Here is a 23,880-nt window from a genome sequence, read left to right as displayed (position 1 = left end):
TGCGGGCAAGTCCGGTCTCTCCGGGCGGCCGCCAGCGTAGGAATTCGCGGTCATGAGCGCTGACGCGACGATCCAGACATCGGCCCTTCCGGCGGAGGATCACGGGAAGGACCATGTCAGCCCGGCCGATATCGCGCTCGGTGTCATCATCGGGCGGACGTCCGAATATTTCGACTTCTTCGTCTTCGGCCTTGGCTGCGTGCTGGTCTTCCCCGAGCTGGTCTTTCCCTTCGTCGACCGACTCACCGGCACGCTCTACGCGTTCGGCATCTTCGCGCTGGCTTTCGTGACGCGCCCGCTCGGCTCGGTGCTGTTCTTCGCGATCGACCGCAATTACGGCCGGACGACCAAGCTCACTGCGGCGCTCTTTCTGCTCGGCGGCTCGACTGCCGCGATCGCCTTTTTGCCGGGCTACCAGACGATCGGCATCTGGTCCTGCGTCATCCTCGCTGCCTTCCGCCTGCTGCAGGGCATCGCGCTCGGCGGCGCCTGGGACGGCCTGTCCTCGCTGCTGGCCCTCAACGCCCCGGCCAACCGGCGTGGCTGGTACGCGATGCTGCCGCAGCTCGGCGCGCCCTTCGGCTTCATCCTTGCCGCCGGGCTCTTCGCTTATTTTGAGGGCGCGCTTTCGAAGGAGGATTTCCTTAGCTGGGGCTGGCGTTATCCCTTCTTCGTCGCGCTCACCATCAACGTCGTCGCATTGTTCGCGCGGCTGCGCATGGTCGCGACCCATGAATTCGCGGAGCTGATGACCACGCGCGAGCTGGTGCCGATGCGAGTCTCCGAGCTCGTTCGCGCCCATGGCCGCACGCTCATCCTCGGCGCCTTCGTGCCGCTGGCGAGCTTCGCGCTCTTCCACCTCGTCACCATCTTCCCGGTGAGCTGGATCAACCTCTTCACCAATCGCTCGGTCTCGGAATTCCTGCTGGTCCAGGCCGCCGGCGGCGTCGTCGGCGCCGGGGCGATCGTCACCTCCGGCCTGGTCGCCGACCAGATCGGGCGTCGCAACACGCTGCTGCTGTCCGGCGCGATGATCGGGTTGTTCAGCCTCTCCAGCATCATCGCGCCGCTGCTCTTTGGCGATAGCCTGGCCGGGCAGACGATCTATGTGATCATCGGCTTCGGGCTGCTCGGCCTCTCCTATGGCCAGACGGCCGGCGCCGTCGCCTCGAGCTTCGGCCAGCAATACCGCTACACTGGCGCGGCCCTCACCTCCGACCTCGCCTGGCTTATCGGCGCCGGCTTTGCGCCATTGGTGGCGCTGACGGTGTCGAGCACCTTCGGTCTTGCCTGGGTCGGCATATACCTGCTTTCCGGCGCGCTCTGCACGCTGGCGGCGCTGGCGATCGATCGGCGCTCGGAAGCGCGCTACGGCTGATCTCGGGGCAAGGCAGAGCGCCTCTTGCAAGGGCCCGGAGCGGCGGTGCCGGCGCATTCGCAGGCGCGTGCAGATAGGAGCGGTTCAGCCGATATGCGGCGATCACCGCGGGGCTGTTCCCCCGATGCAGGGCGACACGCTTGCCCGGCGTCGACACGGCCCTAGACTGGCGTCATGGCACATTCCCTCAAGCCCGGTGCGACGCCGGCAGTCGTCTCCGCCGGCCCGAACCAGCCGAACCTCGACTCAGATGCGGTCTGGGAGGCCCGGCGCGATCTCGCCGCCTGCTTCCGCATGGCGGCGCGCTATGGCTTCGAGGAGGGCATCTGCAACCATTTCTCGGCGCTGGTGCCGGGCTATGACGACCTCTTCATCGTCAATCCCTATGGCTGGGCCTTCCGCGAACTCACCGCTTCCAAGCTGCTGATCTGTGACTTCCACGGCAATGTCGTCGCCGGCGAGGGCCAGCCCGAGGCGACGGCCTTCTACATCCACGCCCGCATTCACAAGAACCTGCCGCGCGCCCGCGTCGCCTTCCACACCCACATGCCCTATGCGACGGCGCTCTCGATGACCGAGGGCGATCCCCTGATCTTCGCCGGGCAGACCGCGCTGAAGTTCTACGGCCGCACCGCGGTCGATCGCGACTATAACGGCCTTGCCCTCGACGAGCGCGAGGGTGACCGCATCGCCGGCGCGGTCGGCGACGCCGACATCGTCTTCATGAAGCACCATGGCGTCATGGTGCTCGGCCCGACCATCGCCGAGGCCTGGGACGATCTCTATTATCTCGAGCGCGCTTGCGAGGTGCAGGCGCTGGCGCTTTCGACCGGCCGCCAGGTGCTGCCGGTCAAACCCGAGATCGCCGAAGCGGCTTACCAGCAGATGCGTGAGGGCGATCCGGAATCGGCTCGGCTGCACCTGGCTTCGATCCGCCGCCAGCTCGACGCCGAGGAGCCGGTGTACCGGGATTGAGGTTTAGGCGCCCAGCTCCGACAGCAAGCCATCCAGCCGCGCGATGCCGGCAGCGATCTGCGTCTCGTCGAGCGCGGCATAGCCGATGACGAGCCCGGCACGGCGTTCGGGATCGTTCGGCCGATCATAGAGCCCGCTGACGCCATAGAGGCCGAGCGAGGCCGCCGCTGCCCGCTCCGTCAGCTCGGCCTCGCGCGTTTGCGGCAGCCCGTTGATCCAGGCGAGGATATGCAGGCCGGCATCGGTGCCGACGATACTGACGCGCTCGCCCAGCCGCTCGCGCAGCACTTTCAGCAGGGCGGCTCGTCGCTCGCCATTGCGGCGCCGGATGCGGCGGACATGCCGCTCATAGGCACCGCTTTCGATCAGCTCGGTCAGGGCGGCCTGTTCGAGCTCGGGCGTATGGCGGTCGACCATTCGCTTGGCCCGGGCAAAAACCTCGCGCAGCGCTGGCGGCAGCACGAGATAGCCGAGCCGCAGGGTCGGGGAGAGCGTCTTCGAGACAGTGCCGAGATAGATCACGCTGCCGGCCTGATCGAGCGAGCGCAAGGTCGGCACTGGGCCGACGCCATGGCGATACTCGGCGTCGTAATCGTCCTCGATGATCGCCGCGCCATGGCGCGCCGCCCAGGCGAGCAGTTCCTGCCGGCGCGGCGCCGACAGGATGCTGCCGAGCGGCAATTGATGTGAGGGCGTCACGAAGGCGAGCCGCGCTGGCGGCAACGCAGCGGTCTGCATGCCCTCGCGATCGACCGGCTGCGGCGCAAGCTCGGCGCCCGCCGCCAGGAAGGCCTGGCGTGCGAGGTTGTAACCAGGGTCCTCGATCACAGCGCGGTCGCCGGGATCGAGCAATAGCCTGGTGCAAAGATCGAAGCCCTGCTGCGAGCCGTTGACGACGAGGATGTCGTCGATCTCGCAGCGTAGGCCCCGGGCGCGCCAGAGATAACCCTGCAAGGCTGTCCGCACCTCCGGGAGGCCGCGCGGGTCGCCATAGCGCAGCCGGGCTGGCCGCTTCGTCACCGCCTTCGCCAGCGTCCGCCGCCAGGCGAGCGTTGGGAAATCGCTGCCGGCAAGCTCGCCATAGCGGAAATCGAGCGCGAAGGGCTGCGGGGCCCACGGAATAGGGTTGGCCGCTTCCAGCCGCCGGCCATAGGCGGACAGCTCGGCTGGGCGCGAGGGCGTGTATCCTGGCGTCGGCTCTATCCGCACCAGTCCTGCGGCAACCCGAGCCCGCGCACCCGGCCGGGTTTCGAGATAGCCCTCGGCAGCCAATTGCTCGAAGGCGGCTGTGACGGTGGCGCGTGACAGGCCCCATTCGGCGGCGAGCGCCCGCGTCGACGGCAGGCGCGAGCCAGGCGCATGGACACCGGCCGCGATCTCCCGCTTGATCGCCGCGATGACCCGGCGTTGGGCGCCGATCTCACTTTCGACTGGTCCAGTCGGAATGCTCGAAACTGGTCGTTTCATGCAGGCCAGATTAGCGGCATGAGGGCGGCGACCGCAAGGAGACTCACCATGTACACCCCACCGGCCTTCCGCGTCGACGACCGCGCCGAGATCCACGCGATGATGCGTGCCTCCCGGCTGGCCACGCTCGTGACCGCTACGGCCGAGGGGCTGCTCGCGACACCGCTGCCGCTGATCCTGGCGCCGGAGGAGGGCGAGTTCGGCGTGCTCCATGGCCATCTCGCCCGCGCCAATCCGCAATGGAAGGCCGCGGCGATCGGCGAGGCTATGGTCCTGTTCAATGGCCCCGACGCCTATGTCACGCCGTCCTGGTACGAAACCAAGCGCGAGACCGGCAAGGTGGTGCCGACCTGGAACTACCAGGCGGTCCACGCCTATGGCCAGGCCGAGTTCTTCGACGATCCCGAGCGCCTGCTCGAGGCCGTCACGCGCCTGACCAACCTGCACGAGAGCACGCGGGCGCAGCCCTGGGCGGTCGATGACGCGCCGCCGGAGTTCGTGCGGGCGCAGCTACGCGGCATCGTCGGCCTGCGCATCGCGATCACGAGGCTCGAAGGCAAGCGCAAGATGAGCCAGAACCGCCCGCTGGCCGATCGCGTCGGCGTCGCCGAGGGATTGGCCCAGAGCGAGCGTCCTGGCGACTTGGCTGTTGCCGCGATGGTCCCGATCGAGAGCTGAGGATCAGTCCTGCGTCTCGCCCTCATAGGCCGTGGCGCGCATCGACGGGCGCTGGTTGAAGCGGTCATACCAGCCGGCGAGCTTTGGCGCCCGCGCGCGGAAATCGGGCAGGCGGCGGAAGCTCAGCCAGGCTAGCGCCGTCGCCAGCCCGATCTGGCCGACCGTGACCGGCCCGTCGAGATCGGTCTGCGCCTCTAGATAGTCATAGGCCTCGATGAGCTTGGTCGTCTGGCCCGCCGCGAGCGCCGCGTAGCGTAGCGCTTCCGGCCGGCGCTCGGTCTCCCAGCGCACCGCGATGCCGGCATCGCACAGGCCCTGCGCCAGCGCTTGCAGGCGCAACGCTTCGTAGCGTGCCGGCCCGTCGCGCGGGATCAGCGAGCCTTGCCCGGCGAGCCGGTCGAGATAGTCGCAGATCACCACGGAATCGAAGAGCGCGCCGGCATCCGGCGTCAGCAGCACCGGCACCTTGCCGAGCGGGTTCTGCGCGAACACGGCGTCGTTGCGGTTGGTCGGGCTGGTCTCGTGATGGATCACATCGAGGCGATCGGCCAGTCCGAGCTCATGGGCGCAGACCAGAACCTTGCGGGCATAGGGCGAATGGCTCTGGTAGAGCAGCGTCAGCTTGTCCGACATCACGCCGTCCCGGCGACGTCGGCCGGCGTCAGCCCGACCAGCTCGGCATACCGCTCCGGATCGGTCGCGCCCTCGGTGACAACGGCGAAGACGCGCGAGGACGCATCGAGCTTCAACGCCGCGCGCGCCTGCGGATCGCGCAGCGCTGCGAGCAGTCCGGCGAAACCGGCGGCGCCGCTCTCGCCGGCGACGATCGCCGGGTCGCTGCCCGCGGGGCGCGCGAGCCGGTTCATCGCCTCGACCGCGACTGCATCCTCGACCGTCATGAAGGCGTCGGCCGTGCGCGACAGCACGCGCCAGGCGAGCGGCGAGGGGTCGTAGCATTCCAGCATTGCCATCACAGTCGGCTCGCCATGGGCGATCTTGGTCGGTCGCCCGGCGCGGGCGCTCTCGAACAGGCAGGCGGCGCGGGCCGGGTCGACCACGGTGAAGATCGGTCGCTTGTCGCCGAGAACGAGCGAGAGTTGCGCTGCGATCGCCGCCGCGATGCCGCCGACGCCGGCCTGGACGAAGACATGGGTCGGCGGCTCCGGCAGCTGCCGCAGCGCCTCGCGGATGATGGCGGTGTAGCCCTGCATGACGAGGCCGGGGATGCGCTCATAACCGTCCCAGGAGGTATCGGAGACGGTGGTCCAGCCGTTCTCCTTGGCGACGCGGGCGGCCTCGACGATGGAATCGTCATAGGTGCCGGGGACGCGCACGATCTGCGCACCGAAGCGGGCGATCGCCGCGGCGCGCGGCTCGCTGACGCCGCCATGCATGAAGATCACCGAGCGCGCGCCGACGAGCTGTGCGCCCTGCGCGACCGAGCGGCCGTGATTGCCGTCGGTGGCGCAGGCGAAAGTCATCCCGGCCGCGATCGCGCGAACCTCCGGCGAGGTCAGCTCGGCTTCGTCGAGCGTTCGTCCAAGCCGCTCAGCTGCCGCCTCCAGCACCAGGCGCGTCACGGCATAGGCGCCGCCGAGCGCCTTGAAGCTGCCGAGGCCGAGCCGCTGGCCCTCATCCTTGAGATGCAGAGCGCCGATGCCGAGCTCCGTGGCCAGGCTGGGCAGGGCCCGCAGCGGCGTCGGCACATGCTCGGCCCGGCCTGCGAGGTGCCGCTCGATCGCGTCGGCGCCGACGGGGCCGAGCGTCTCCGCATCGACCGGATGGAGCGGCTGGCGGAAATCCGGGAGCTGGTTCAGCAGGAGCATGGCTTGCCTCTTTGCGATGTCCAGCGAATGGATATTGCAAGCGGCGTGAAACAGGCGCTGCAATCAGCCGTCTGCCTTGCAAGTTTGTTTCACGATCATCGTCCTTGGAGCCGCGCTTGAGCGAACCGACCGCTGCCGCCCTCGATGCCTTCGACCGGGCGATCCTCTCCATCCTGCAGCAGGACAACACCACGCCGCAGCGGGTGATCGGTGAGAAGGTCAATCTGTCGGCGCCGGCGGTACAGCGCCGCATCCGCCGGATGGAGAAGGACGGCGTCATCACCGCCAATGTCGCGATCGTCGAGCCGGCGGCACTCGGCCACCCGATCACTATCTTCGTCGAAATCGAGCTGGTCAGCGAAACGGCCAGGGATATCGACGCCGCCAAGCGTGCCTTCCTCGCCGCGCCGGAGGTGCAGCAATGCTACTACGTCACCGGCGAGGTCGATTTCATGCTGGTCGTGCTAGTGCCGAGCATGGCGGCCTACGAGGCACTGACGCGCCGGCTCTTCTTCGCCGACGCCAACATCCGCAAGTTCCGGACTTTCGTGGCGATGGACCGCGTCAAGGCGGGGCTCAGCGTGCCGGTGGGTGATCACCGTCTTTCCGGGGCAGGCCGATAGGCCTGAGCCCGGAACCCATGAACACGACGCTCCCGCAAAGAACCGGCCTTCATGTGCCTCCTGCGGCAAGAGACGATGTTCATGGATTCCGGGCTCGATCCTGCGGATCGCCCCGGAATGACGGCGATCATTCTCCCGCTACTGCCTCACGAGGTCAGCGCGCCCGCCGTCATGCCCTGGACCATGAACTTCTGCAGGAAGATGAAGGCCATCACCAGCGGCAGGCTCGCCAGCACCGAGAACGCCATCATCGTGTTCCAGTCGGTGACGAACTCGGCCATCAGGCTGTAGATCGCCATGGTCAGCACCCGGTTCTCCCAGGATTCGATCAGCACCACCGCGAACAGGAACTCGTTCCAGGCGAGCAGGAAGGTGTAGAGCCCGGCGCCGATGAAGGCGGGATAGGACATCGGCACCAGCGTCCTGAAGATCGCGCCCAGCCGCGAGCAGCCGTCCACCATCGCCGCTTCCTCGATGTCGCGGGGAATGTTGATGAAATAGCTGCGCAGCATCAGGATGCAGAAGGGCAAGGTGAAGGTCAGGTAGACGACGATCAGCGATGTCCGGGTGTCGTAGAGCCCGAGCGTGATGAAGATCCGGAAATAGGGGATGCAGAGCAGCACCAGCGGGAACATCTGCGTGGTGATCAGGAACATCAGCACCGCCCGCTGGCCGGCGAATTTGAAGCGCGCCAGCGCATAGGCCGCCATCGCCCCGAGGATCAGCGAAAGCACGGTCACCAAGAGCGAGATCACCATCGTGTTGGCAAAGACGAGGAGATAGCGCGGGCTCGCGAAGATCTTGCGGTAGCCCTCCAGCGTGAAGATCTCCGGCAGCCATGTCGGCGGCATCCGCATTACCTCGATGTTCGGCCTGACCGAGACCGTCAGCATCCAGGCGAGCGGAAAGAACACGATCGCTATCGCGATCAGCAGCAGAAGATAGGACGCGGCGTTGATCAGGCGCTCGCGCCCGCGAATGCCGATCTTGCCGAGATAGGGCCGTGTGTGTGCGGCAGCGCCAAGCTGGGCGACGGTCATTGCTGATTGCTCATGGTGCGGCGGACATAGATGGCGCTCACGATGAAGAGCACGATGAACATCACCACGGCCTCGGCAGAGGCGTAGCCGAATTTCAGCTTCTGGAAGCCGTCGAAATAGATCGCCGTCGCCAGCACTTCCGAGGCGTGCGCCGGTCCGCCGCCGGTCATCACATAGACCGGGTCGAAGGCGCGGAACGTCCAGATCGAGTCGAGCAGCACGATCGTGGTGATGACGCCGCGCAGCTGCGGCAGGGTGATGTGCCAGAACTGCCGGAACAGCGAGGCGCCGTCGATTTCGGCGGCTTCGTAGAGTTGCTTCGGGATCGCCTGCAGGCCGGCGAGCAGCATCACCATGAAGAAGGGGAAGGCGCGCCAGACGTTCATCGCCGTCACCGACCCCAGCGCCGTCGAGGGATCGCCGAGCCAGGAGATGGTGAAGTTGGCGTCGATGATGCCGAGCGAGGCGAGAAGTCCGTTGAGCACGCCGAAAGGCTGCAGCATCAGCACCCAGATCATGCCGGCGACGGTCGGCGCCAGCAGCCAGGGCACGATCAGCAGGCCGCGCGCGAGCGTGCGAAAGGCCGGGTCGAGGTTCATGTTGAGCAGGAGCGCCAGGCCGAGCCCGATCACCAGATGCAGCACGACGCTGAAGAAGGTGAAGACGACGGTCTGCCAGAAGGCGCGCCAGAACAGCGGGTCGTTGGCGAGCGCGATATAATTGTCGAAGCCGACCCAGACCTCGCGCTGGAGGTTGCTGTCGTGGAGGCTCAGGCGGACCACATCGATCAGCGGATAGATCAGGAGCGCGACGAGGATCAGCAGCGATGGCCACAGGAAGGACGCGGCCAGAACTTCCTCGCGGTATTTGCGTTTGAGCGTCAGCAGCATGACTCGCCGATCGTTGCGGAAGGTCGGCTCATGGCCGGCCTGTCAGAAAATCGGTGGTCATCCCGGACGCAGCGAAGCGGAGATCCGGGATCCATGCCGGAGCCTCACAGACGAAGGCTCAGGCATGGGTCCCGGGTCTCCCTTCGGTCGCCCGGGACGACTTGCACATTAAGACCCGATGGGTCCGGATCACTTCGCCGCGGCGAGGACCTTGTTCCACTCGGCCGCAGCGTCATCGAGCGCCTGCTTGGCGGTCTTCTTGCCCTGCACCGCGTTCTGGATCTCGGTGGTCATCACCTTGTTCATCTGCACGGCGTTCGGCATCGACAGGAACGGCGACTGCGCGTTCGGCTGCGCCATCTGTGTCACGAAGGCCTGGAAGAGCTTGCGCTCCTTGAACCAGTCCTGGTTGGCGACGTCGGTGCGAGCCGGGAAACCGCCGGTGCCCTTCGCCCACATCTCGATGCCCTTCGGGCCCGAGAGCCATTTCACGAAGGTCCAGGCCGCGTCCTTGTCCTGCGCCTGGCTGCTGATGGTGTTGAGCGAGCCGCGCACCATGGTGCCGGTGCTCTTGCCCTTCGGCAGCGGCGCGATGTCGTAATTGAGGTTCGGATTGAGCTGCTTCTGGATGGCGACGCCCCAGGGGCCTTCGAACATCATCGCGACATTGCCGGAGGCGAAGTTGGCGCGCTTTTCCTTCTCGCCATTGCTCAGCACGCCCGGCACCGAGACCTTGTCCTTGTTCATCCGCTCGATGTACCACTCGATCGCGGCGACTCCTTCGGGGCTGTTGAACACGGCCTTGTTGGTCGCTGGATCCATGATTGTCGCGCCGCCCTGCAGCAGCAGCGGGTAGATGTCATAGGTCATGTTGGTCGGCGGCTCGGCCTGCAGCGTACCGGTGACCGCGAACTGGCGCTTGTCGGGATTGGTCAGCTTGCGCGCGTATTCGGCGAACTCATCCCAGGTCTTCGGCGGGCCGGACAGGCCAGCTTCCTTGAACCGGTCGGTGTTCCAGAACAGCGCCACCGCGCCGCTCTCGATCGGCAGATAGTACTGCTTGCCCTTCCACTTGGCGTGGAAAGTCTCCGGGATGTTCGCGAAGAATTCCTTCGGCTCCTTGGCGATGCGCGCGTCGAGCGGCTCGATCATGCCGAGATCGGCGAATTCGGCGACCCAATCGACCTGGACCAGCAGCACGTCCGGCAGCTTCTTGGCCTGGTGCAGCACGATGGCGCGGTCATGGAAGCCGGTGAAAGGCGAGTCGACCGGCGTCAGCTTGATGTCGGGATGGTCCTTCTCGAAGGCGGCCTTGAGCTCGCCCATGAACTTCTCGCCGACCTCGGTGCCTTTCCACTGGCCCCAGCGCACCTCCTTCTGCTGGGCGAGGGCGAGCGTCGGCAGGCTGATCGCCGAGGCGAACGCCATTGCCGCGAGCGTCAGCAAGGAAGACCTGCGGTGCTGATCCATATGCGTTTCCTCCCGTTGGTTATCTTGTTGGCAGTCTTCTTGGTCAGCGGCGCATCCGTCGTTGCGGGCGCCGGAACGGGCGTAGGTTTCTAGGCCGCGCGTGCCTTGCGCAGGGCCTCCGGCACCGCCGGGGCGACCTTGACCAGGGTCGTGTTCTCGTCGACCAGCCTGCTCGTTCCGCCGACATTCATCCAGGTGAACATGTTGCGGAACATCTCCTGCAGCGAGGCCATGATCGCCGTCTCGGCCTCCTTCGGCATTTCCCAGAACGGCTTCTTCATCACCTTCCAGGACTTCTTGCGGGTGTTGTAGAAGAACTGCGCATCCGTCTCGCCCGCCCCCTTCTCCGAAAGGTGATTGGCGAAGGTGTACTCGCGGATCTGGTCCTTGATCGCTTGCGGCAGAGCCGGGTGGTCGAAGATCAGGTTGTTGAAGCCGAGCGCGAGATGGACCTCGACTGCTTCCGCCTTCGGAAGCTTGGCGAGTTGCGTGCCGGGCAGGGTCGAGGCGCCGTGCTGGACCGCGCCGGCCATGTTGTACTCTTTGCGGCAGATCGTCGAGATCGTCTTCAGCAGGTCGTAGTCGACATTGACCTCGGCAAGCGTGCCGTCCGGCAGCACCTTGCCGCCGTGATAGGTGCCGGAATTGATCGAGATCTTGCTGACGATCGGCAGCTTGGGGCCGCGCTTGGACATCTCCTCGAGATAGACCTTCATGAAGGCGCGCAGCTCTTCCGGCGTCGTATTCTCGTGGCCGACCTCGCCGATCTCGGCACCGAGCGAGATCGAGACGCCCTTGGGCTCGATGCCGCGCACGAACTGCGTGAAATGCGCGGTCAGCTCGGCATTGACGCGCTGCTGGTCCTCGACCGTCGCCAGCGACAGGTCGACCACCGTCGAGGCGTCGATGTCGATGCTGTACATGCCGGCCGCGATCTGCTCGCGCATGATGTTTTCGAGCTTGCGAACTTCCGCCTTCGGATCGGCGAGATAGGCCTTGGCGTTGATCTGGTCGTGGTCGGCCTGCAGGAAGACCGGGCCGACATGGCCCTCGCGCAGCGCCGCCGCCAGCACCGCCGCGGCGTATTCCAGTGGCGGCTGCTGGGCGTAAAGCGCTTCGCCCACCGCCTGCTCGAAGATGAACAGCTTGGAATCGAGCTCCCTGCCGGCGCGGAAGACGGCGCGGCAGGTATGGTAGCTCCAGCCGCGCAGGTTCATCGCCGGCACGGTCTTGCCCGACCATTTGCCGGCGGCGCAGGCGAGATAAAGCTCCTGGATCGAGGCCGGCACGATGCCGGCGGCATGGGCGGCCTCGCGGATCGCCCAGATCGCGACGGAGCGTGCCTCAAGCTCAGCGAGCGCCGCAGTCTCGGCCCAGCGGTCGATCATCGCATCCGGCGGGCGCTTGCTCTTGCTGAAGTCGGGCGAGGAGCTGGAAAGATCGACGCCGATCGTCTTGAGGTCATCGGTCAGTTCAGCGAGCGAGGCGCATGCCATGGGTTATACCTTCGAAAACGGCTGCGAAACGGACAGCGCCGGCGGGTGTCCGGGGCGTCCGGCGAGGCTGGTTGGGCCGCTGCCTCGTCACGTTCACATGAATGCACGGCGTTTTCGTTATCGCAAGTAATATTATCGTTTTCGCGCATTGCAGCATAAGCCGTGTTGCAATGCGCAATCGACGGGAGCCTCAGTCCGGATGGGTCTCGCCGGTCGCCAGCAGCGCCTGGACGGCGGCGCGGTCGGGCATGCCATCCCAGCCATTGGCGCGCTCGGCCTTGAGCGCCGCGACAGCCGCCGCCATGCGCGCCGCCTCGACCGGGCTTTGCCCCTCGCACAACCCGAGCGCATAGGCGCCGTGGAAGACATCGCCGCAGCGGGTGGTGTCCTTCGCTGCGACCTTGAAGGCGGGGACGCTGACGAGCGCGCCATTGATCAGCCAGAGGCTGCCGGCACTGCCGCGCGTCACCGCGACGACCTTGCTGGAACCATCGGCGCAGCGCTGCAGCAGCACCTCGGCCGGGCCGTCGCCGGCGTAGTCGCGCAGGCCTTCGGCCGAGAAGACGATATGGTCGGCCTTGGCGATCAGACGCTGGTTGTCCTCCGGCGTGCCGCCGTCGACGTCGAGCACGCTGGGAATGCCGGCTGCACGGGCGCGATCGAGAACGATTCCCGCGCCGCCCGGCCAGCGTGTATCGGCCAATACGGCGCCCGCCTGGTCGAGGCCAGCTTGCGGCAGCACACTCGCATCCTGCGAGAGGCTGTGCCGGTTCGAGACGATGCTGCGCTCGCCGCGCCTGTCGACCAGGACGATCGCCCGCAGCGTGCGCCCTTCCGGCAGGATGGCGACGCCGCTGCAGTCGACGCCATGGCCACGCAGCAGCCGCAAGCCCGTCTCGCCGGCGGCGTCGGCGCCGACCCGGCCCCAATAGGCGGCCTTCCCGCCGAGATGGCAGATCGCCACCGCTGCCGTCGCGGCCGGCCCGCCGAAGCGCTCGGTATAGCCGAGCACGCCGGTCTTGATGCCGGCCGAGGGCAGGGCCTCGACCTCGAAAACCTCGTCCTGGACGAGATTGCCGACACAGACGATCCGGCGGCCGCTCATGCTCGGCATTCCCTGCCGGAAAGGGCGATCGATTGGATAAGGCGTGTCCGCCGGCTTCCTGGCCGCGTGGTCAGCATGTTTCGTCCCGCCGGATCTCATTCTCTGTCGTGCCGGCAGGATCCGGCTGCGCGGCGAAATGGATGATGCCCGAGGCTTTCACTTTCGCAACACCATTTTCGCAAACGCGCGTTGCGTGTAGAGACTCTGCGGTCGTAGAGACTTCCAAGCAATCGAGCTATGACGCCGACCCGAATGAGGCTCTGACGCAGGCCTGCAATGGAACCGCTGAGCAAACGCCACGCCGACATTCTCGATATCCTCGGCAAGCGCGGCTATGTCGCGATCGAGGAGATCGTCTCGGCCTTCAACGTCACGCCGCAGACCGTGCGGCGCGATCTGCAGGACCTCGCCGATCGCGGCCTGCTGCGCCGCCATCATGGCGGGGCCAGCGCCAATCTTTCGACGGCGAACACGGATTACGGCCTGCGCGTGGTCGAGACGGCAACCGAGAAGGCCGCCATGGCGCGGGCCGCCGCCGAGCTGGTGACGCCCGGAACCTCGTTCTTCATCACGCCAGGCACGACCATGGACGCGCTCGCCAAGGCGATCGCCGAGCGCCGCCCGCGCGGCCTGCGCGTCGTCACCAACAGCACCGCGGCGGCCGCGATCCTCGACAAGTGTCCGGAGATCTCGATCCTGATCACGGGGGGGCACTGGCTCGGGCCGAACCGGGCCTGCGGCGGCATGCATGCCGCCGCCTTCATCGAGAATTATCGCTGCGACCTGCACCTGACGAGCATCGGCGGTATCGACGCGGCCGGGAACCTGCTCGAATATCGCGACGACGAGGCGGTGGTCGGACGCACCATGCTGCGTAATGCCCGCCGTTCGGTCCTGCTCGCCGACCACACCAAGTTCAGCCGTGTAGCGATGTCGCGCCTTGCCCATCTCAGCGAGATCTCGACGCTGGTTACCGACCGGCAACCGGTTGCCGCGACCGCACAGATGATCCGCGACGCGCGCTGCGAACTGATCGTCGCCGGCTGATCACGCAACGGTGAGCGCCGGCGCGTTGCGCGGTCGCAGGTCGGGCTCCTATCCTGTCAGGAGGCCGCCTCACGCCATATCGGCGTTTCGCGCCGCGGCCTCGTCAGTCGAAAAAATCCAATCGTCGAAAGAGACACGTCATGCGCTATCAAACGCTTGGCCAGACCGGCCTGCTCGTCTCCGAACTGTGCCTGGGCACCATGACCTTCGGGGGTGGCGATGCCGGCATCTGGGGCCATATTGGCCGGCTCGACCAGCAGGAGGCCGATGGGCTTGTAAAGACCGCGCTCGATGCCGGCATTAACTTTATCGACACCGCCAATGTCTATGCCGAGGGCAATTCCGAGCTGATCACCGGCCAGGCCTTGCGCAATCTCGGCATCGCGCGGGACGAGGTCGTCATCGCCACCAAGGTTTACGGCCGGATGGGGCAGGGGCCGAACGGCTCTGGCGCCAGCCGCTATCATATCCTCGAACAGGCCAAGGCCAGCCTGAAGCGGCTCCAGCTCGACCATATCGACCTCTACCAGATCCACGCCTTCGACAGCGTCACGCCGATGGAGGAGACACTGGAAGCGCTCGATGCGCTCGTCCGGCAGGGGCTGGTGCGTTATGTCGGCGTCTCGAACTGGGCGGCCTGGCAGGTCGCCAAGGCGCTCGGCATCTCCGAGCGAAAGCATCTGGCCCGCATCGCCTCGCTGCAGGCCTATTACACCATTGCCGGCCGCGACCTCGAGCGTGAGATCGCGCCGATGCTGCTCTCCGAGAAGGTCGGTCTGATGGTCTGGAGCCCGCTCGCCGGCGGCTTGCTCTCGGGCAAATATGACCGCCGCAACGAGCAGGGCGGCGAGGGCAGGCGGGCCAGTTTCGACTTCCCGCCGGTCGATCGCGAGCGCGGCTATGACGTCATCGACGCGATGCGGCCGATCGCCGAGGCGCACAAGGCCTCGGTCGCGCAGGTGGCGCTCGCCTGGCTGCTGCACCAGCCAGCCGTGACCAGCGTGATCATTGGCGCCAAGCGGCCCGAGCAGCTCGCGGAGAACATTGCCGCGAGCGAGATCAGCTTCACTGCCGAAGAGCTGGCGAAGCTCGACGCTGTCAGCGCGCTGCCTAAGGAATATCCGGGCTGGATGCTGGAGCGTCAGGGCGCCAATCGCAGCAAGCCCGACCCGCGCCGGGCGAACTGAGCCCCTCAGAAGCGGTCGCTGGCTTCGAGGTAGAGGCTGGCGATCGCTTCGATGCCGGCCTGATCGTCGGCGTCGAAGCGGCCGGGCTCGGGGCTGTCGAGATCGATCACGCCGATGACATCGCCATCGCGGATCAGCGGCACGACCAGCTCGGAGCGCGAAGCGGCGTCGCAGGCGATATGGCCGGGGAAGGCATGCACGTCCTCGACCCGAATGGATTCACGCTTGGCAACGGCCGTGCCGCAAACGCCGCGCCCGACCGGGATGCGCACGCAGGCCGGCTTGCCCTGGAACGGGCCGAGCACCAGCTCGCCGCCGCGCATCAGATAGAACCCGGCCCAGTTCAGCCGTGGCATCGCGTCAAAGAGCAGCGCTGAGAGGTTCGCGGCGTTGGCGATCGCGTCGCGCTCGCCATGCAGCAGGCCTTCCAGCTGCTGCAGGAGCTCCGTGTAGAAGCCCGGCTTGTCGGTGGCCGAGATCGTCGCCGCTTGGAACATCGTCGCCTCCGTACCGTCGAGGCTGGATATGCGCCGTCTGCGCGGATTTTGCGAGGGTTATGACCGGTCGGAGCGCGGGGGGCAGCTGCGCGTCCAGAGCAGGAAGGCAGAGAGCCGCCGCAGCTGCCGTGTAGCAAAATAGAGCACGTAGACCATCATGCGTCTCCTGACTGGGAGCCCACGACAGTCTCGTGGCGCTTTTAGCTTTGGTGACGCGGTGCAAGCTGCTCCGGCAAATCCCGCGACCGGCCCGCATCGCTGCGGCTCGATATTCAGATCATTCGCAAACGCCGCTGCCGGGTCAATGAAACGGCTGTTCAAAGGTTTGATGACAGCAGGCGCAATTGTCCCCGGCGGCGGTCTCCCGGGGAATATTCAGGCGAAATGCCGGTTGGCCGGCCGCGGCAGGCCCAGATGATCGCGCAGCGTTGGCCCCTGATACTCCCGGCGGAACAGGCCGCGTCGCTGCAGTTCGGGCACGACCTTGTCGACGAAGTCGTCGAGCCCCTCCGGCAGATAGGGGAACATCACGTTGAAGCCGTCGCTGCCGCGCTCGGTGAGCCATTGCTCCATCTCGTCGGCGATCGTCTTAGGCGTGCCGACGAAGGCGAGCCCGCCATAGCCGCCAAGGCGCTGGGCGACTTGGCGGACGGTCAGGTTCTCGCGGCGGGCGAGCGCGATCGTCCGCTCGCGGCCGCTCTTGCTGTGGTTGGTCTCGGGGATCTCGGGAAGCGGGCCGTCCGGATCGAAGCCGGTCGCGTCATGGCCGAGCGCGATCGAAAGCGAGGCGATGGCGCTGTCATAGTGCACGAAGGGATCGAGCAGCGCCCGTTTCTCGCGCGCTTCCTCGACACTGTCGCCGACGACGGTCAGCACCCCCGGCAGAATCTTGAGGTGGTCGGGATTGCGGCCGATTTTCTCCATCCGGCCCTTCACGTCGGCATAGAAGGCCTGGCCGGCCGCGAGCGTGCCATGCGCGGCGAACACGACCTCGGCCGTCTCGGCGGCGAGCTGGCGGCCGGGCTCGGAGGCGCCGGCCTGGACGATCAACGGCCAGCCCTGCGGCGGCCTTGCGATATTGAGCGGCCCGCGCACCGAGAGATGCTCGCCCTTGTGATCGAGCCGCCGCATTTTATCCGGGTCGAAATAAAGCCCGCTGTCGCGATCGCGGATGAAGGCGTCGTCGGCGAAGGAATCCCATAGTCCGGTGACAACATCGTAGAACTCGCGCGCCCGGTCATAGCGTTCGCCGTGGTCGACTTCGGCATCAAGGCCGAAATTCAGCGCGGCGTCCGGATTCGAGGTGGTGACGATGTTCCAGCCGGCGCGGCCACCGCTGATATGGTCGAGCGAAGCGAAGCGCCGGGCGATGTGATAGGGCGCGTCGAAGGTGGTCGAGGCGGTGGCGACGAGCCCGATGCGCTGGGTCGCGCCGGCGAGCGCCGAGAGAAGGATGAACGGCTCGAACGAGGTCACGGTATGGCTGCGCTTCAGCGCCTCGACCGGCATGTTCAGCACGGCGAGATGGTCGGCCATGAAGAAGGCGTCGAACTTGCCGGCCTCCAGCTTTTGCGCGAAGCGCTTGAGGTGGCCGAAATTGAAGTTCGCATCGGGATAGGCGCCGGGATAGCGCCAGGCGCCGGTATGGATGCTGACGGGGCGCGTGAAGGCCCCCAAGTGAAGCTGGCGCGCGGTCGTCATGGCTGGCCTCGGAAGGCAGTTGCTCAGTGGAGGCTGAGCTATGCCTGAGTCCGTCGCTGCGCCATGGCGCCGCGCAAAAAGCCAACAACGTTCTCTTTAGGTCGACAGCTACGCCAAAATTGTCTGTCTGTGCTGTGAGATCGAGAGAATTGCTCTCCTTCCCGCGGAGCCCTTCTCGTGATGGTCGGGCCTGTCCCGACCATCCACTCTTCCATCGTACAAGGCGGTGTTGAGGCGTGGGCCCTCAGACCGCGGTCTTCTTGATCGCGTCCAGCACGTCGCTGCCGTACTTGCCGACGAACTCCTTCTCGACCTCGACCGTCACGACCTTGGCGAAGGAGTCGCGGTCGGGCGTCTCGACCGCCTGCATGCCGGCCTTTTTCAGCGCGTCGAGGCTCGACCCTTCCGTGTCCTCGTTCATCTTGCGCTGGATGCCGGCGCATTCGATCGCGATGGACGCCAGCATTTGCTGGATGTCGGCCGGCATCGCGTCGAACTTGCCCTTGTTCATCACGACCGGGCCGGTGGTGAAGGCGTGGCGCGTCAGCGAGAGATGCTTCTGCACCTCGTTGAACTTGGCGTTGAGGATCAGCGTCACCGGATTCTCCTGGCCGTCGACCGTGCCGGTCTCGAGCGCGGTGAAGAGCTCGGTGAAGGCCATCGGCGTCGGGATGGCGCCGAGCAGCTGGAAGGCCTTGATATGGGCCGGGTTCGGCGTGGTGCGGATCTTCAGGCCCTTGATGTCGTTGGCGGTCGCGACCGGCCGGCGGTTGTTGGTGAGGTTGCGCCAGCCGATCTCCCAGGTGGCGAGCGCCTTGAGGTTCGAGCCTTCGAGCTCCTTGCGCAGGCCGTCGCCGATCGGGCCGTCCATCACGGCCGCCGCATGCTTGCGGCTCTGGATCAGGAACGGCAGGTCGAGCACGTTGAGCTTCGGCGCGAGGCCGGTGAAGAACGGGTTGCCGGTCAGGCAGATGTCGAGCGAGCCGCCGCGCACCGCGCTGATCGTCTGCGCGTCCGAGCCGAGCGCGCCATTCGGGAAGACCTGGACCTCGTAGCGGCCCTGGCTCTTGGCCTTGACCTGTTCGGCGAAGAGCAGCGCCGCCTTGTGCCAGCTGTCGGCCTCCGGATGCGGGTGGGCGAAGCGCAATTTCGTCGCTTGCGCGAGGGCCGGGCGGCCGATGGCGAAGAGGGCGATGCCGGCGCCAGCGCCGGTGAGGGCAGTCCTGCGGGTGATGGTCATGAGCGTCTCCTCCCTGTGTTGTCGTTCGGGCGGGCGCGTCAGCGCCCGTAGAGCCAGCGCGCCGGGACCGTGACGATCTCGGGCACGAAGATCAGCAGCAGCAGCACGGCGAGCTGCGCCAGCAGGAACGGCATCACGCCCTTGATGACGCGATCCATCGGGATGCGGCCGACGGCGCAGACGACATTGAGCACGGTGCCGACCGGCGGGGTCAAAAGGCCGATGGCGTTGTTGATGATGAACATGACGCCGAAATAGACCGGGTCGATCCCGGCCTGCTTGACGATCGGCATCAGCACCGGCGTCAGGATCAGCACGGTTGGGATGAAGTCGAGTGCGGTGCCGACGATGACGACGAGGAACATCATCGCCAGCATCAGCAGCGTCTTGGACTCGATCAGCGGGCCGAGCAGAGCCGAGACCTGGCCCGGGATGTCGGCGATGGTGATCAGCCAGGCCGAGACCATCGCCGCCGCGACCAGGAACATCACCGCCGCCGAGGTCTTCAGCGCCGCCAAAAGGGCAGGGCGCAGATGTTCGAGCTTCAATTCGCGATAGATGAAGCCGCCGACGAACCCGGCATAGACCGCCGCGACCACCGCCGCTTCGGTGGGGGTGAAGGCGCCGGCCTTCATGCCGCCGATGATCAGCACCGGCAGGCCGAGCGCCCAGAGCCCGTCGAGGACGGCATGGCCGATCTCGCGCAGCGATGCGCGCTTGACGCGGGCGGCCGGCTCGTCGCGGGCGACGATGTACCAGGTCAGGATCAGCGCGAGGCCCATCAGAATGCCGGGCACAACGCCGGCTAGGAAAAGCCGCGTGATCGAGACCCCGGCAGCGACACCGAAGACGACGAAGCCGATCGAGGGCGGGATCACCGGCGCGATGATGCCGCCGGCCGAGATCAGCCCGGCGGCGCGCGGCAGGTTGTAGCCGGCCTGACGCATCATCGGCAGCAGGATGGCCGCGAGCGCGGCGGTGTCGGCGACGGCCGAGCCGGAAATGCTTGCCATCACCAGCGCCGCCAGCACCGCGACATAGCCGAGGCCGCCGCGGACATGGCCGACCAGCGTCACCGCCAGCGCGATGATCCGGCGCGACAGGCCGCCGGCATTCATCAGCTCGCCGGCGAGCATGAAGAAGGGTACCGCCATCAGCGGGAAGGAATCGGCGCCGCCGATCAGGTTCTGCGCCAGGATCTGCGAGTCGAAGGTGCCGAGCTGCAGCATCAGCGCGACGCCGCAGACCAGCAGCGCCATCGCGATCGGCATGCCGAGCATCATCGCGCCGATCAGCGAGCCGAGGAAGACGAGGACGGTCACGGCCGCTTCTCCGCCGCTTGATGGGCTTCGAAGGCGGTGAGCTCTTCCGATTCCGCCCCGACGACGAGCTCGTCATCGGGCATGCGGCCGGTCAGCAGCCTTGCCAGCGCGATCAGGTTGAGCACGCCGATGCCGATGCCGCCGAGAAGGCCGGCGAGATACGTCACCGCGACGGGCACGCCGGTAACCGGCTGATGGTTCTCCATGTTGATCGAAGCCTGCTGCCAGCAGCCGACCACCAGCATGCCCATGCAGAGCAGCGACAACGTCTCGACCGCGAGGCGGCACCACCAGCGGCCATTGCGGCCGAGCATGGTGACGACGGTGGTCATGCCGAGATGCTGGCCGTCCTTCGCCACCAGGAAGGCGCCGCCGAAGGTCAGCCAGACGAAGATCAGCCGCGACAATTCCTCCGAGGAGATGATGCCGGAGCTGAAGGCATAGCGCAGCACGACATTGCCGAAGACCATCGCGATCATCACGACGAAGCCGGCGATCAGCACATCCTCGGTCAGGCGCAGGAGCAGGCCGCGCAGCCTCATGGTTGATCTCCCCCGGCAGCGAGCCTGTACCAGCGCGCAGCGTTGTCGTGGAACAGAGCGAGGCGTTGGGCCGCCGGCCGCTCGCGGACCGCCGCCTTGAACACGTCGAAGATCGTGCCGAACGAGGCGCAGAGGCTATCGACCGGGAAATTGCTGGCAAAGGCGCACCGTTCGGCGCCGAAGGCCGAGATTACGCCCTCGATCACCGGCGCCTGCAGCTCCAGCGTCCAGGCCTGCCCGGGCACGCCGATGCCGGAGATCTTGGCGACGACGTTCGGCTCACGCGCCAGCCGGTCCATTGCCGCCCGCCAGGCTTTGAACCCCTCGGCGCTGCGATCGGCCGGCAGGCCGGCATGGTTCAGGATGATGGTGGTCTCGGGGAAATCGCGGGCGAGCTCGGCGGCCTCATCAAGATGCCACCAGGGCGTCTGCAGGTCGAAGCTGAGCCCGGCAGCGGCGAGCAGGGCATAGCCGTCGCGCCACTTTCGATCGCGCATCGAGCCGGGCGCGACGAAGCCCGGGCGGTGCTCGTCGCGCGCGACGGCCTTGGGCTTGTGCCGGACGCTGCGGACCAGTGGCATCTCGCGATAGGCCGCGACGACCTCGCCGACATCGTCGCGATCGAGCCAGATCTGGCCGATCGCAGCACTCGGCAGGTCGTGCTCGTGCGCGACCTCGGAAGCCCAGCGCATTTCGCCGATCGGATCGCGCGGGTTCCATTCGCCTTCCATCAGCACGCTGCCGACGACGAGATGCCCACTGGTTGCGCGGCGATAATCGGCCGGCATGAAGTCGCGCTTGATCGCACTGTAGTCGCCATAGCGGAAGGCGACAGGATGGTCGCTCAGCCAGGGGTGATAATTGCGGGCGAGGTCGAAGAAATGGTGGTGGGCGTCGATGATCGGCAGGTCGTCATCGGCGCCGGAGGCGAGGAAGCGGACGCGCTGGTCGGAGCTGGCCACCATGGCTCAGCTCCGCTGCGACGGAAGGCAGGTGTCCTTCGGGCTGTGCCCGGCCGGTCCGGAGCTCGCGCCCGTCATCCCTGCCTCCCGATCGTTTCCTCAGCGCCGCCACGTCCGATTAGGTTGAGGCGATTATTGTATGCTGCATACAGAATGTTGCCGCAAAGTCAAAGCGCGCCGGGGTTGAACAACGTGTCCTGCTCGCGGCGAAGGCGAACCAGTGTGGTGCTTTCGTCGAGCGCGATGTCGGCGCAGGTGACGACGGCGCCGCGGGCGACCTTGCGCACCACCGGCCGGCCGGTGGTGAGGTAGTAAGGGACAGGCTCGCTCGGGCCGAGCGGCCGGGCAGGGGTCAATTGCGGCTCCAGCCCCTCGATGACATGGCGATAGCCCATGGTCAGCGTCTCGCCGGGCTCAAGGTCGCGGCTTGCCCGCGCCGTCAGGTCGACGCGCGGCAGCACCTCGCCGCCGCCGGTCGACTGGCCGAGCAGCGCGGCCGACAGCGCCGACATCGGCGCCTCCGCCCCGAGCAGATGCACCGGATTGTGCAGCAGGACATAGCGGCCATCCGGCGAGCAGGGGATGCCTTTGCCGGCAAATAGTTTGCCGGTGGCGAGGTCAGGCGTCTCGGCGATGACGAAGACGCCGCCGGCAAACGAAAGCTCGTCCGGCCGTCGCAAGCAGTTGAACATGTCGACCCGGCCGATTCCCGAGAGCAGGCCGCCCTCGGCTGCCGGCCGGAACAGGCTCGGCAGTTCGGTGGTGCGGGCGATCGGTGCATGCATCGCCGCGACATCGGGCATCAACCCGGTATGGTTGGCGACGATGCCCATCTCGCAGAGATCGGGCACGGTGGCGCGGGGGAAGGGCAATCTGGCGCGGGCGTCCAGCAGTGCGAGCGGATCGCTGCCGAGCTTGCCGAAGGCCGCGGCGAAATCGGCGGCCGGCGCGGCCTTTTCCCAGGCCGTGACCGTGCCGGCCTCGGCATCCCAGACGAAATCGGATTCCGACGACTTGCCGGCGGCCACGATCGGCAGGCCGAGCATGCGCGCCCAGCCGATCAGGCCGATCAGCAGGCTCGGCTGGTCGCCGTCGACCGGAGTATGCACGACGCCCTTCAGCCTGGCGCGGTGGGCCAGGATCGGGCCAATGATACATTCGGCCTCCTTGGTCACCATGACGAGATGACGGCCGGCCTCGATCGCCGCCAGCGCAGTCATCGCCGCGCCCTCCGGATCGCCGGTCGCCTCGACGACGACGTCGATGGGCAGCCCTTCGAGATGGGCGGCATCGCCGATCAGCGCGACCAGCCCGCGATCGAGTGCCGCCTTGGCCTCGGTGCCGCTATGGCAGTCGACGATCTCGCTCTCGTCGAGCCCGCCGGCGAGCGCGGCCTTGCGGGCGCGGCCGATGTCGAGGTCGCAGACGACGCGCGGCTCTATGTGCGGCGCGCGGCGGGCCTGGCCGATGAAGCTCGCGCCGAACTCGCCGGCGCCGACCAAGGCGGCTGAGATCACGCGATCGGGGGTGCTGGGCTTCAGCGCGAACAGGTTCTCGATGTTCACTGGGATTGCATCTTTCGTTCGATTGGGACGTTTCCTCAGCCCTCATCCTGAGGAGCAGCCTTTAGGCTGCGTCTCGAAGGATGCTCCAGCCGGTTCCGGAGCCTCCTGGGACCATCCTTCGAAACGCGTTCTGCGAGCGCTCCTCAGGATGAGGGCTGATGAGTTTGGAGCGGACTGTCAGACGGCCAGGCCCTCGATGGCGTAGATGCGGGCGGGAGCGCCGTCGGCGTTCGGGATCAGCAGCGGCGCCGCCGAGAACAGGTTGCGCGGCGCCGTCAGCTTGCTGGTGTTGACGACGTATTCGATCAGCGTGACGCCATGGCTGAGCAGGACATGGTGCGTCACATGCTCGGGCTTTGGCACCTCCTTGCCTTCGAGCAGGAGCCGGATCGGGTAGTCCTGCGGGAAGTCGAAAGCGACGGCGCTCGGCTTGCGCTGCGCCAGCCACTGCGCCGCCTCAAGCGTCAGCCAGGGTGCTTCAGTCCAGAAGCTCTTGTCGTTGTAATCGCGCCGGTCGTTCCACTGCGTCGCCAGTAGCAGGATCTCGCCCTCGGCCCCGCCGGGATCGGCGGCGGCGAGGTGCTCGGGGCCGATCGGCTGATTGGCCGGGCGCGCGCTCAGATCGAGCACGCGGCAGGGCCCGACCACTTGGCTGAGCGGCGTCGCCTCGATCGTCGGCGCTCCGGCGACGAAATGCGCGGCGGCGTCGACATGCGAGAAGCCATGGCAGGGGCCGTTGATCTTCGACACCCGGAACTGGTCGCCGGCCGCGATGTCGCCCTTGATCGAAAGCTCCACCGGCCAGCGGAAATGCGGCGCGATCGGCATGGAAAGGTCGACGATGTGCATGGCGCTGTCCGGATTGCGGA

The 23,880-nt window shown here is 66.8% G+C and carries 22 protein-coding genes; 6 read left to right on the top strand and 16 right to left on the bottom strand.

The window, feature by feature from the left end:
* Positions 1-52: 52 nt before the first annotated feature.
* Positions 53-1,378 (top strand): MFS transporter, encoded by a 1,326-nt coding sequence (locus tag ACFPOB_RS08010; protein ID WP_377797292.1) that lies wholly within the window; start codon positions 53-55, stop codon positions 1,376-1,378.
* Positions 1,379-1,552: 174 nt separating this feature from the next.
* A complete protein-coding gene (locus ACFPOB_RS08005) occupies positions 1,553-2,353 on the top strand; it encodes an aldolase (protein WP_377797290.1) in 801 nt (266 codons plus the stop codon).
* 3 nt (positions 2,354-2,356) lie between these two features.
* On the opposite strand, the gene pdxR is transcribed toward ACFPOB_RS08005, so the two are convergent.
* Positions 2,357-3,820 (bottom strand): MocR-like pyridoxine biosynthesis transcription factor PdxR, encoded by a 1,464-nt coding sequence (gene pdxR / locus ACFPOB_RS08000; RefSeq protein WP_377797288.1) that lies wholly within the window; start codon positions 3,818-3,820, stop codon positions 2,357-2,359.
* A 48-nt stretch (positions 3,821-3,868) separates the two neighbouring features.
* Here pdxR and ACFPOB_RS07995 point away from each other — a divergent pair, with 48 nt between their 5' ends.
* On the top strand, positions 3,869-4,498 hold the full coding sequence (locus ACFPOB_RS07995) for an FMN-binding negative transcriptional regulator (protein ID WP_377797287.1): 630 nt from the start codon (positions 3,869-3,871) through the stop codon (positions 4,496-4,498).
* Positions 4,499-4,501: 3 nt separating this feature from the next.
* On the opposite strand, the gene ACFPOB_RS07990 is transcribed toward ACFPOB_RS07995, so the two are convergent.
* On the bottom strand, positions 4,502-5,119 hold the full coding sequence (locus ACFPOB_RS07990) for a glutathione S-transferase family protein (protein ID WP_377797348.1): 618 nt from the start codon (positions 5,117-5,119) through the stop codon (positions 4,502-4,504).
* Positions 5,120-5,130: 11 nt separating this feature from the next.
* A complete protein-coding gene (locus ACFPOB_RS07985; protein ID WP_377797285.1) occupies positions 5,131-6,324 on the bottom strand; it encodes a diaminopropionate ammonia-lyase in 1,194 nt (397 codons plus the stop codon).
* 116 nt (positions 6,325-6,440) lie between these two features.
* On the opposite strand from ACFPOB_RS07985, the gene ACFPOB_RS07980 reads away from it, so the two are divergent.
* A complete protein-coding gene (locus tag ACFPOB_RS07980) occupies positions 6,441-6,947 on the top strand; it encodes an Lrp/AsnC family transcriptional regulator (RefSeq protein ID WP_377797283.1) in 507 nt (168 codons plus the stop codon).
* A 146-nt stretch (positions 6,948-7,093) separates the two neighbouring features.
* Here the strand turns inward: ACFPOB_RS07980 and ACFPOB_RS07975 are convergent, their stop codons facing one another.
* From ACFPOB_RS07975 to ACFPOB_RS07955, 5 genes are all read right to left on the bottom strand, one after another.
* Complete coding sequence (locus ACFPOB_RS07975) at positions 7,094-7,987, bottom strand: carbohydrate ABC transporter permease (RefSeq protein ID WP_092156986.1); 894 nt, start codon at positions 7,985-7,987, stop codon at positions 7,094-7,096.
* Complete coding sequence (locus ACFPOB_RS07970) at positions 7,984-8,877, bottom strand: carbohydrate ABC transporter permease (protein WP_377797281.1); 894 nt, start codon at positions 8,875-8,877, stop codon at positions 7,984-7,986. Before ACFPOB_RS07970 ends, ACFPOB_RS07975 begins: the two co-directional genes overlap by 4 nt.
* 189 nt (positions 8,878-9,066) lie before the next feature.
* A complete protein-coding gene (locus tag ACFPOB_RS07965; RefSeq protein ID WP_377797279.1) occupies positions 9,067-10,347 on the bottom strand; it encodes an ABC transporter substrate-binding protein in 1,281 nt (426 codons plus the stop codon).
* A gap of 89 nt (positions 10,348-10,436) precedes the next feature.
* Entirely contained in the window at positions 10,437-11,843 is a 1,407-nt protein-coding gene (locus ACFPOB_RS07960) for a hypothetical protein (protein WP_377797277.1), read from the bottom strand.
* A 190-nt stretch (positions 11,844-12,033) separates the two neighbouring features.
* Entirely contained in the window at positions 12,034-12,948 is a 915-nt protein-coding gene (locus ACFPOB_RS07955) for a PfkB family carbohydrate kinase (RefSeq protein ID WP_377797275.1), read from the bottom strand.
* Between the two features lie 276 nt (positions 12,949-13,224).
* Here ACFPOB_RS07955 and ACFPOB_RS07950 point away from each other — a divergent pair, with 276 nt between their 5' ends.
* Both ACFPOB_RS07950 and ACFPOB_RS07945 read left to right on the top strand, forming a co-directional pair.
* Positions 13,225-13,995, top strand: a complete 771-nt coding sequence (locus ACFPOB_RS07950; RefSeq protein WP_377797274.1) for a DeoR/GlpR family DNA-binding transcription regulator — start codon at positions 13,225-13,227, stop codon at positions 13,993-13,995.
* Between the two features lie 140 nt (positions 13,996-14,135).
* On the top strand, positions 14,136-15,182 hold the full coding sequence (locus ACFPOB_RS07945) for an aldo/keto reductase (RefSeq protein ID WP_377797272.1): 1,047 nt from the start codon (positions 14,136-14,138) through the stop codon (positions 15,180-15,182).
* Between the two features lie 5 nt (positions 15,183-15,187).
* On the opposite strand, the gene ACFPOB_RS07940 is transcribed toward ACFPOB_RS07945, so the two are convergent.
* From ACFPOB_RS07940 to ACFPOB_RS07905, 8 genes are all read right to left on the bottom strand, one after another.
* Positions 15,188-15,679, bottom strand: a complete 492-nt coding sequence (locus tag ACFPOB_RS07940; RefSeq protein ID WP_377797270.1) for a GAF domain-containing protein — start codon at positions 15,677-15,679, stop codon at positions 15,188-15,190.
* A gap of 375 nt (positions 15,680-16,054) precedes the next feature.
* Complete coding sequence (locus ACFPOB_RS07935) at positions 16,055-17,380, bottom strand: LLM class flavin-dependent oxidoreductase (RefSeq protein ID WP_377797268.1); 1,326 nt, start codon at positions 17,378-17,380, stop codon at positions 16,055-16,057.
* Between the two features lie 244 nt (positions 17,381-17,624).
* The gene (locus ACFPOB_RS07930) at positions 17,625-18,620 is read right to left on the bottom strand and encodes a TRAP transporter substrate-binding protein (protein ID WP_377797266.1); all 996 of its coding nucleotides are present in this window, start codon (positions 18,618-18,620) and stop codon (positions 17,625-17,627) included.
* 38 nt (positions 18,621-18,658) lie between these two features.
* Positions 18,659-19,942 (bottom strand): TRAP transporter large permease subunit, encoded by a 1,284-nt coding sequence (locus ACFPOB_RS07925; protein ID WP_377797264.1) that lies wholly within the window; start codon positions 19,940-19,942, stop codon positions 18,659-18,661.
* Positions 19,939-20,484: a TRAP transporter small permease gene (locus tag ACFPOB_RS07920; protein WP_377797262.1), complete on the bottom strand. Its 546-nt coding sequence runs from the start codon at positions 20,482-20,484 to the stop codon at positions 19,939-19,941. The genes ACFPOB_RS07925 and ACFPOB_RS07920 overlap by 4 nt, the downstream gene beginning before the upstream one ends.
* Positions 20,481-21,449, bottom strand: coding sequence for an amidohydrolase family protein (locus ACFPOB_RS07915; RefSeq protein ID WP_377797260.1), 969 nt, complete (start codon positions 21,447-21,449; stop codon positions 20,481-20,483). The genes ACFPOB_RS07920 and ACFPOB_RS07915 overlap by 4 nt, the downstream gene beginning before the upstream one ends.
* A gap of 164 nt (positions 21,450-21,613) precedes the next feature.
* On the bottom strand, positions 21,614-23,011 hold the full coding sequence (locus tag ACFPOB_RS07910; RefSeq protein ID WP_377797258.1) for a flagellar biosynthesis protein FlgA: 1,398 nt from the start codon (positions 23,009-23,011) through the stop codon (positions 21,614-21,616).
* A 177-nt stretch (positions 23,012-23,188) separates the two neighbouring features.
* The gene (locus ACFPOB_RS07905) at positions 23,189-23,860 is read right to left on the bottom strand and encodes a cyclase family protein (RefSeq protein ID WP_377797256.1); all 672 of its coding nucleotides are present in this window, start codon (positions 23,858-23,860) and stop codon (positions 23,189-23,191) included.
* Positions 23,861-23,880 lie beyond the last annotated feature (20 nt).

Origin of the sequence: Allobosea eneae (assembly GCF_042657265.1) — a bacterium.
GTDB lineage: Bacteria > Pseudomonadota > Alphaproteobacteria > Rhizobiales > Beijerinckiaceae > Allobosea > Allobosea eneae.
This window is presented reverse-complemented; position numbering and strand designations above follow the sequence as displayed.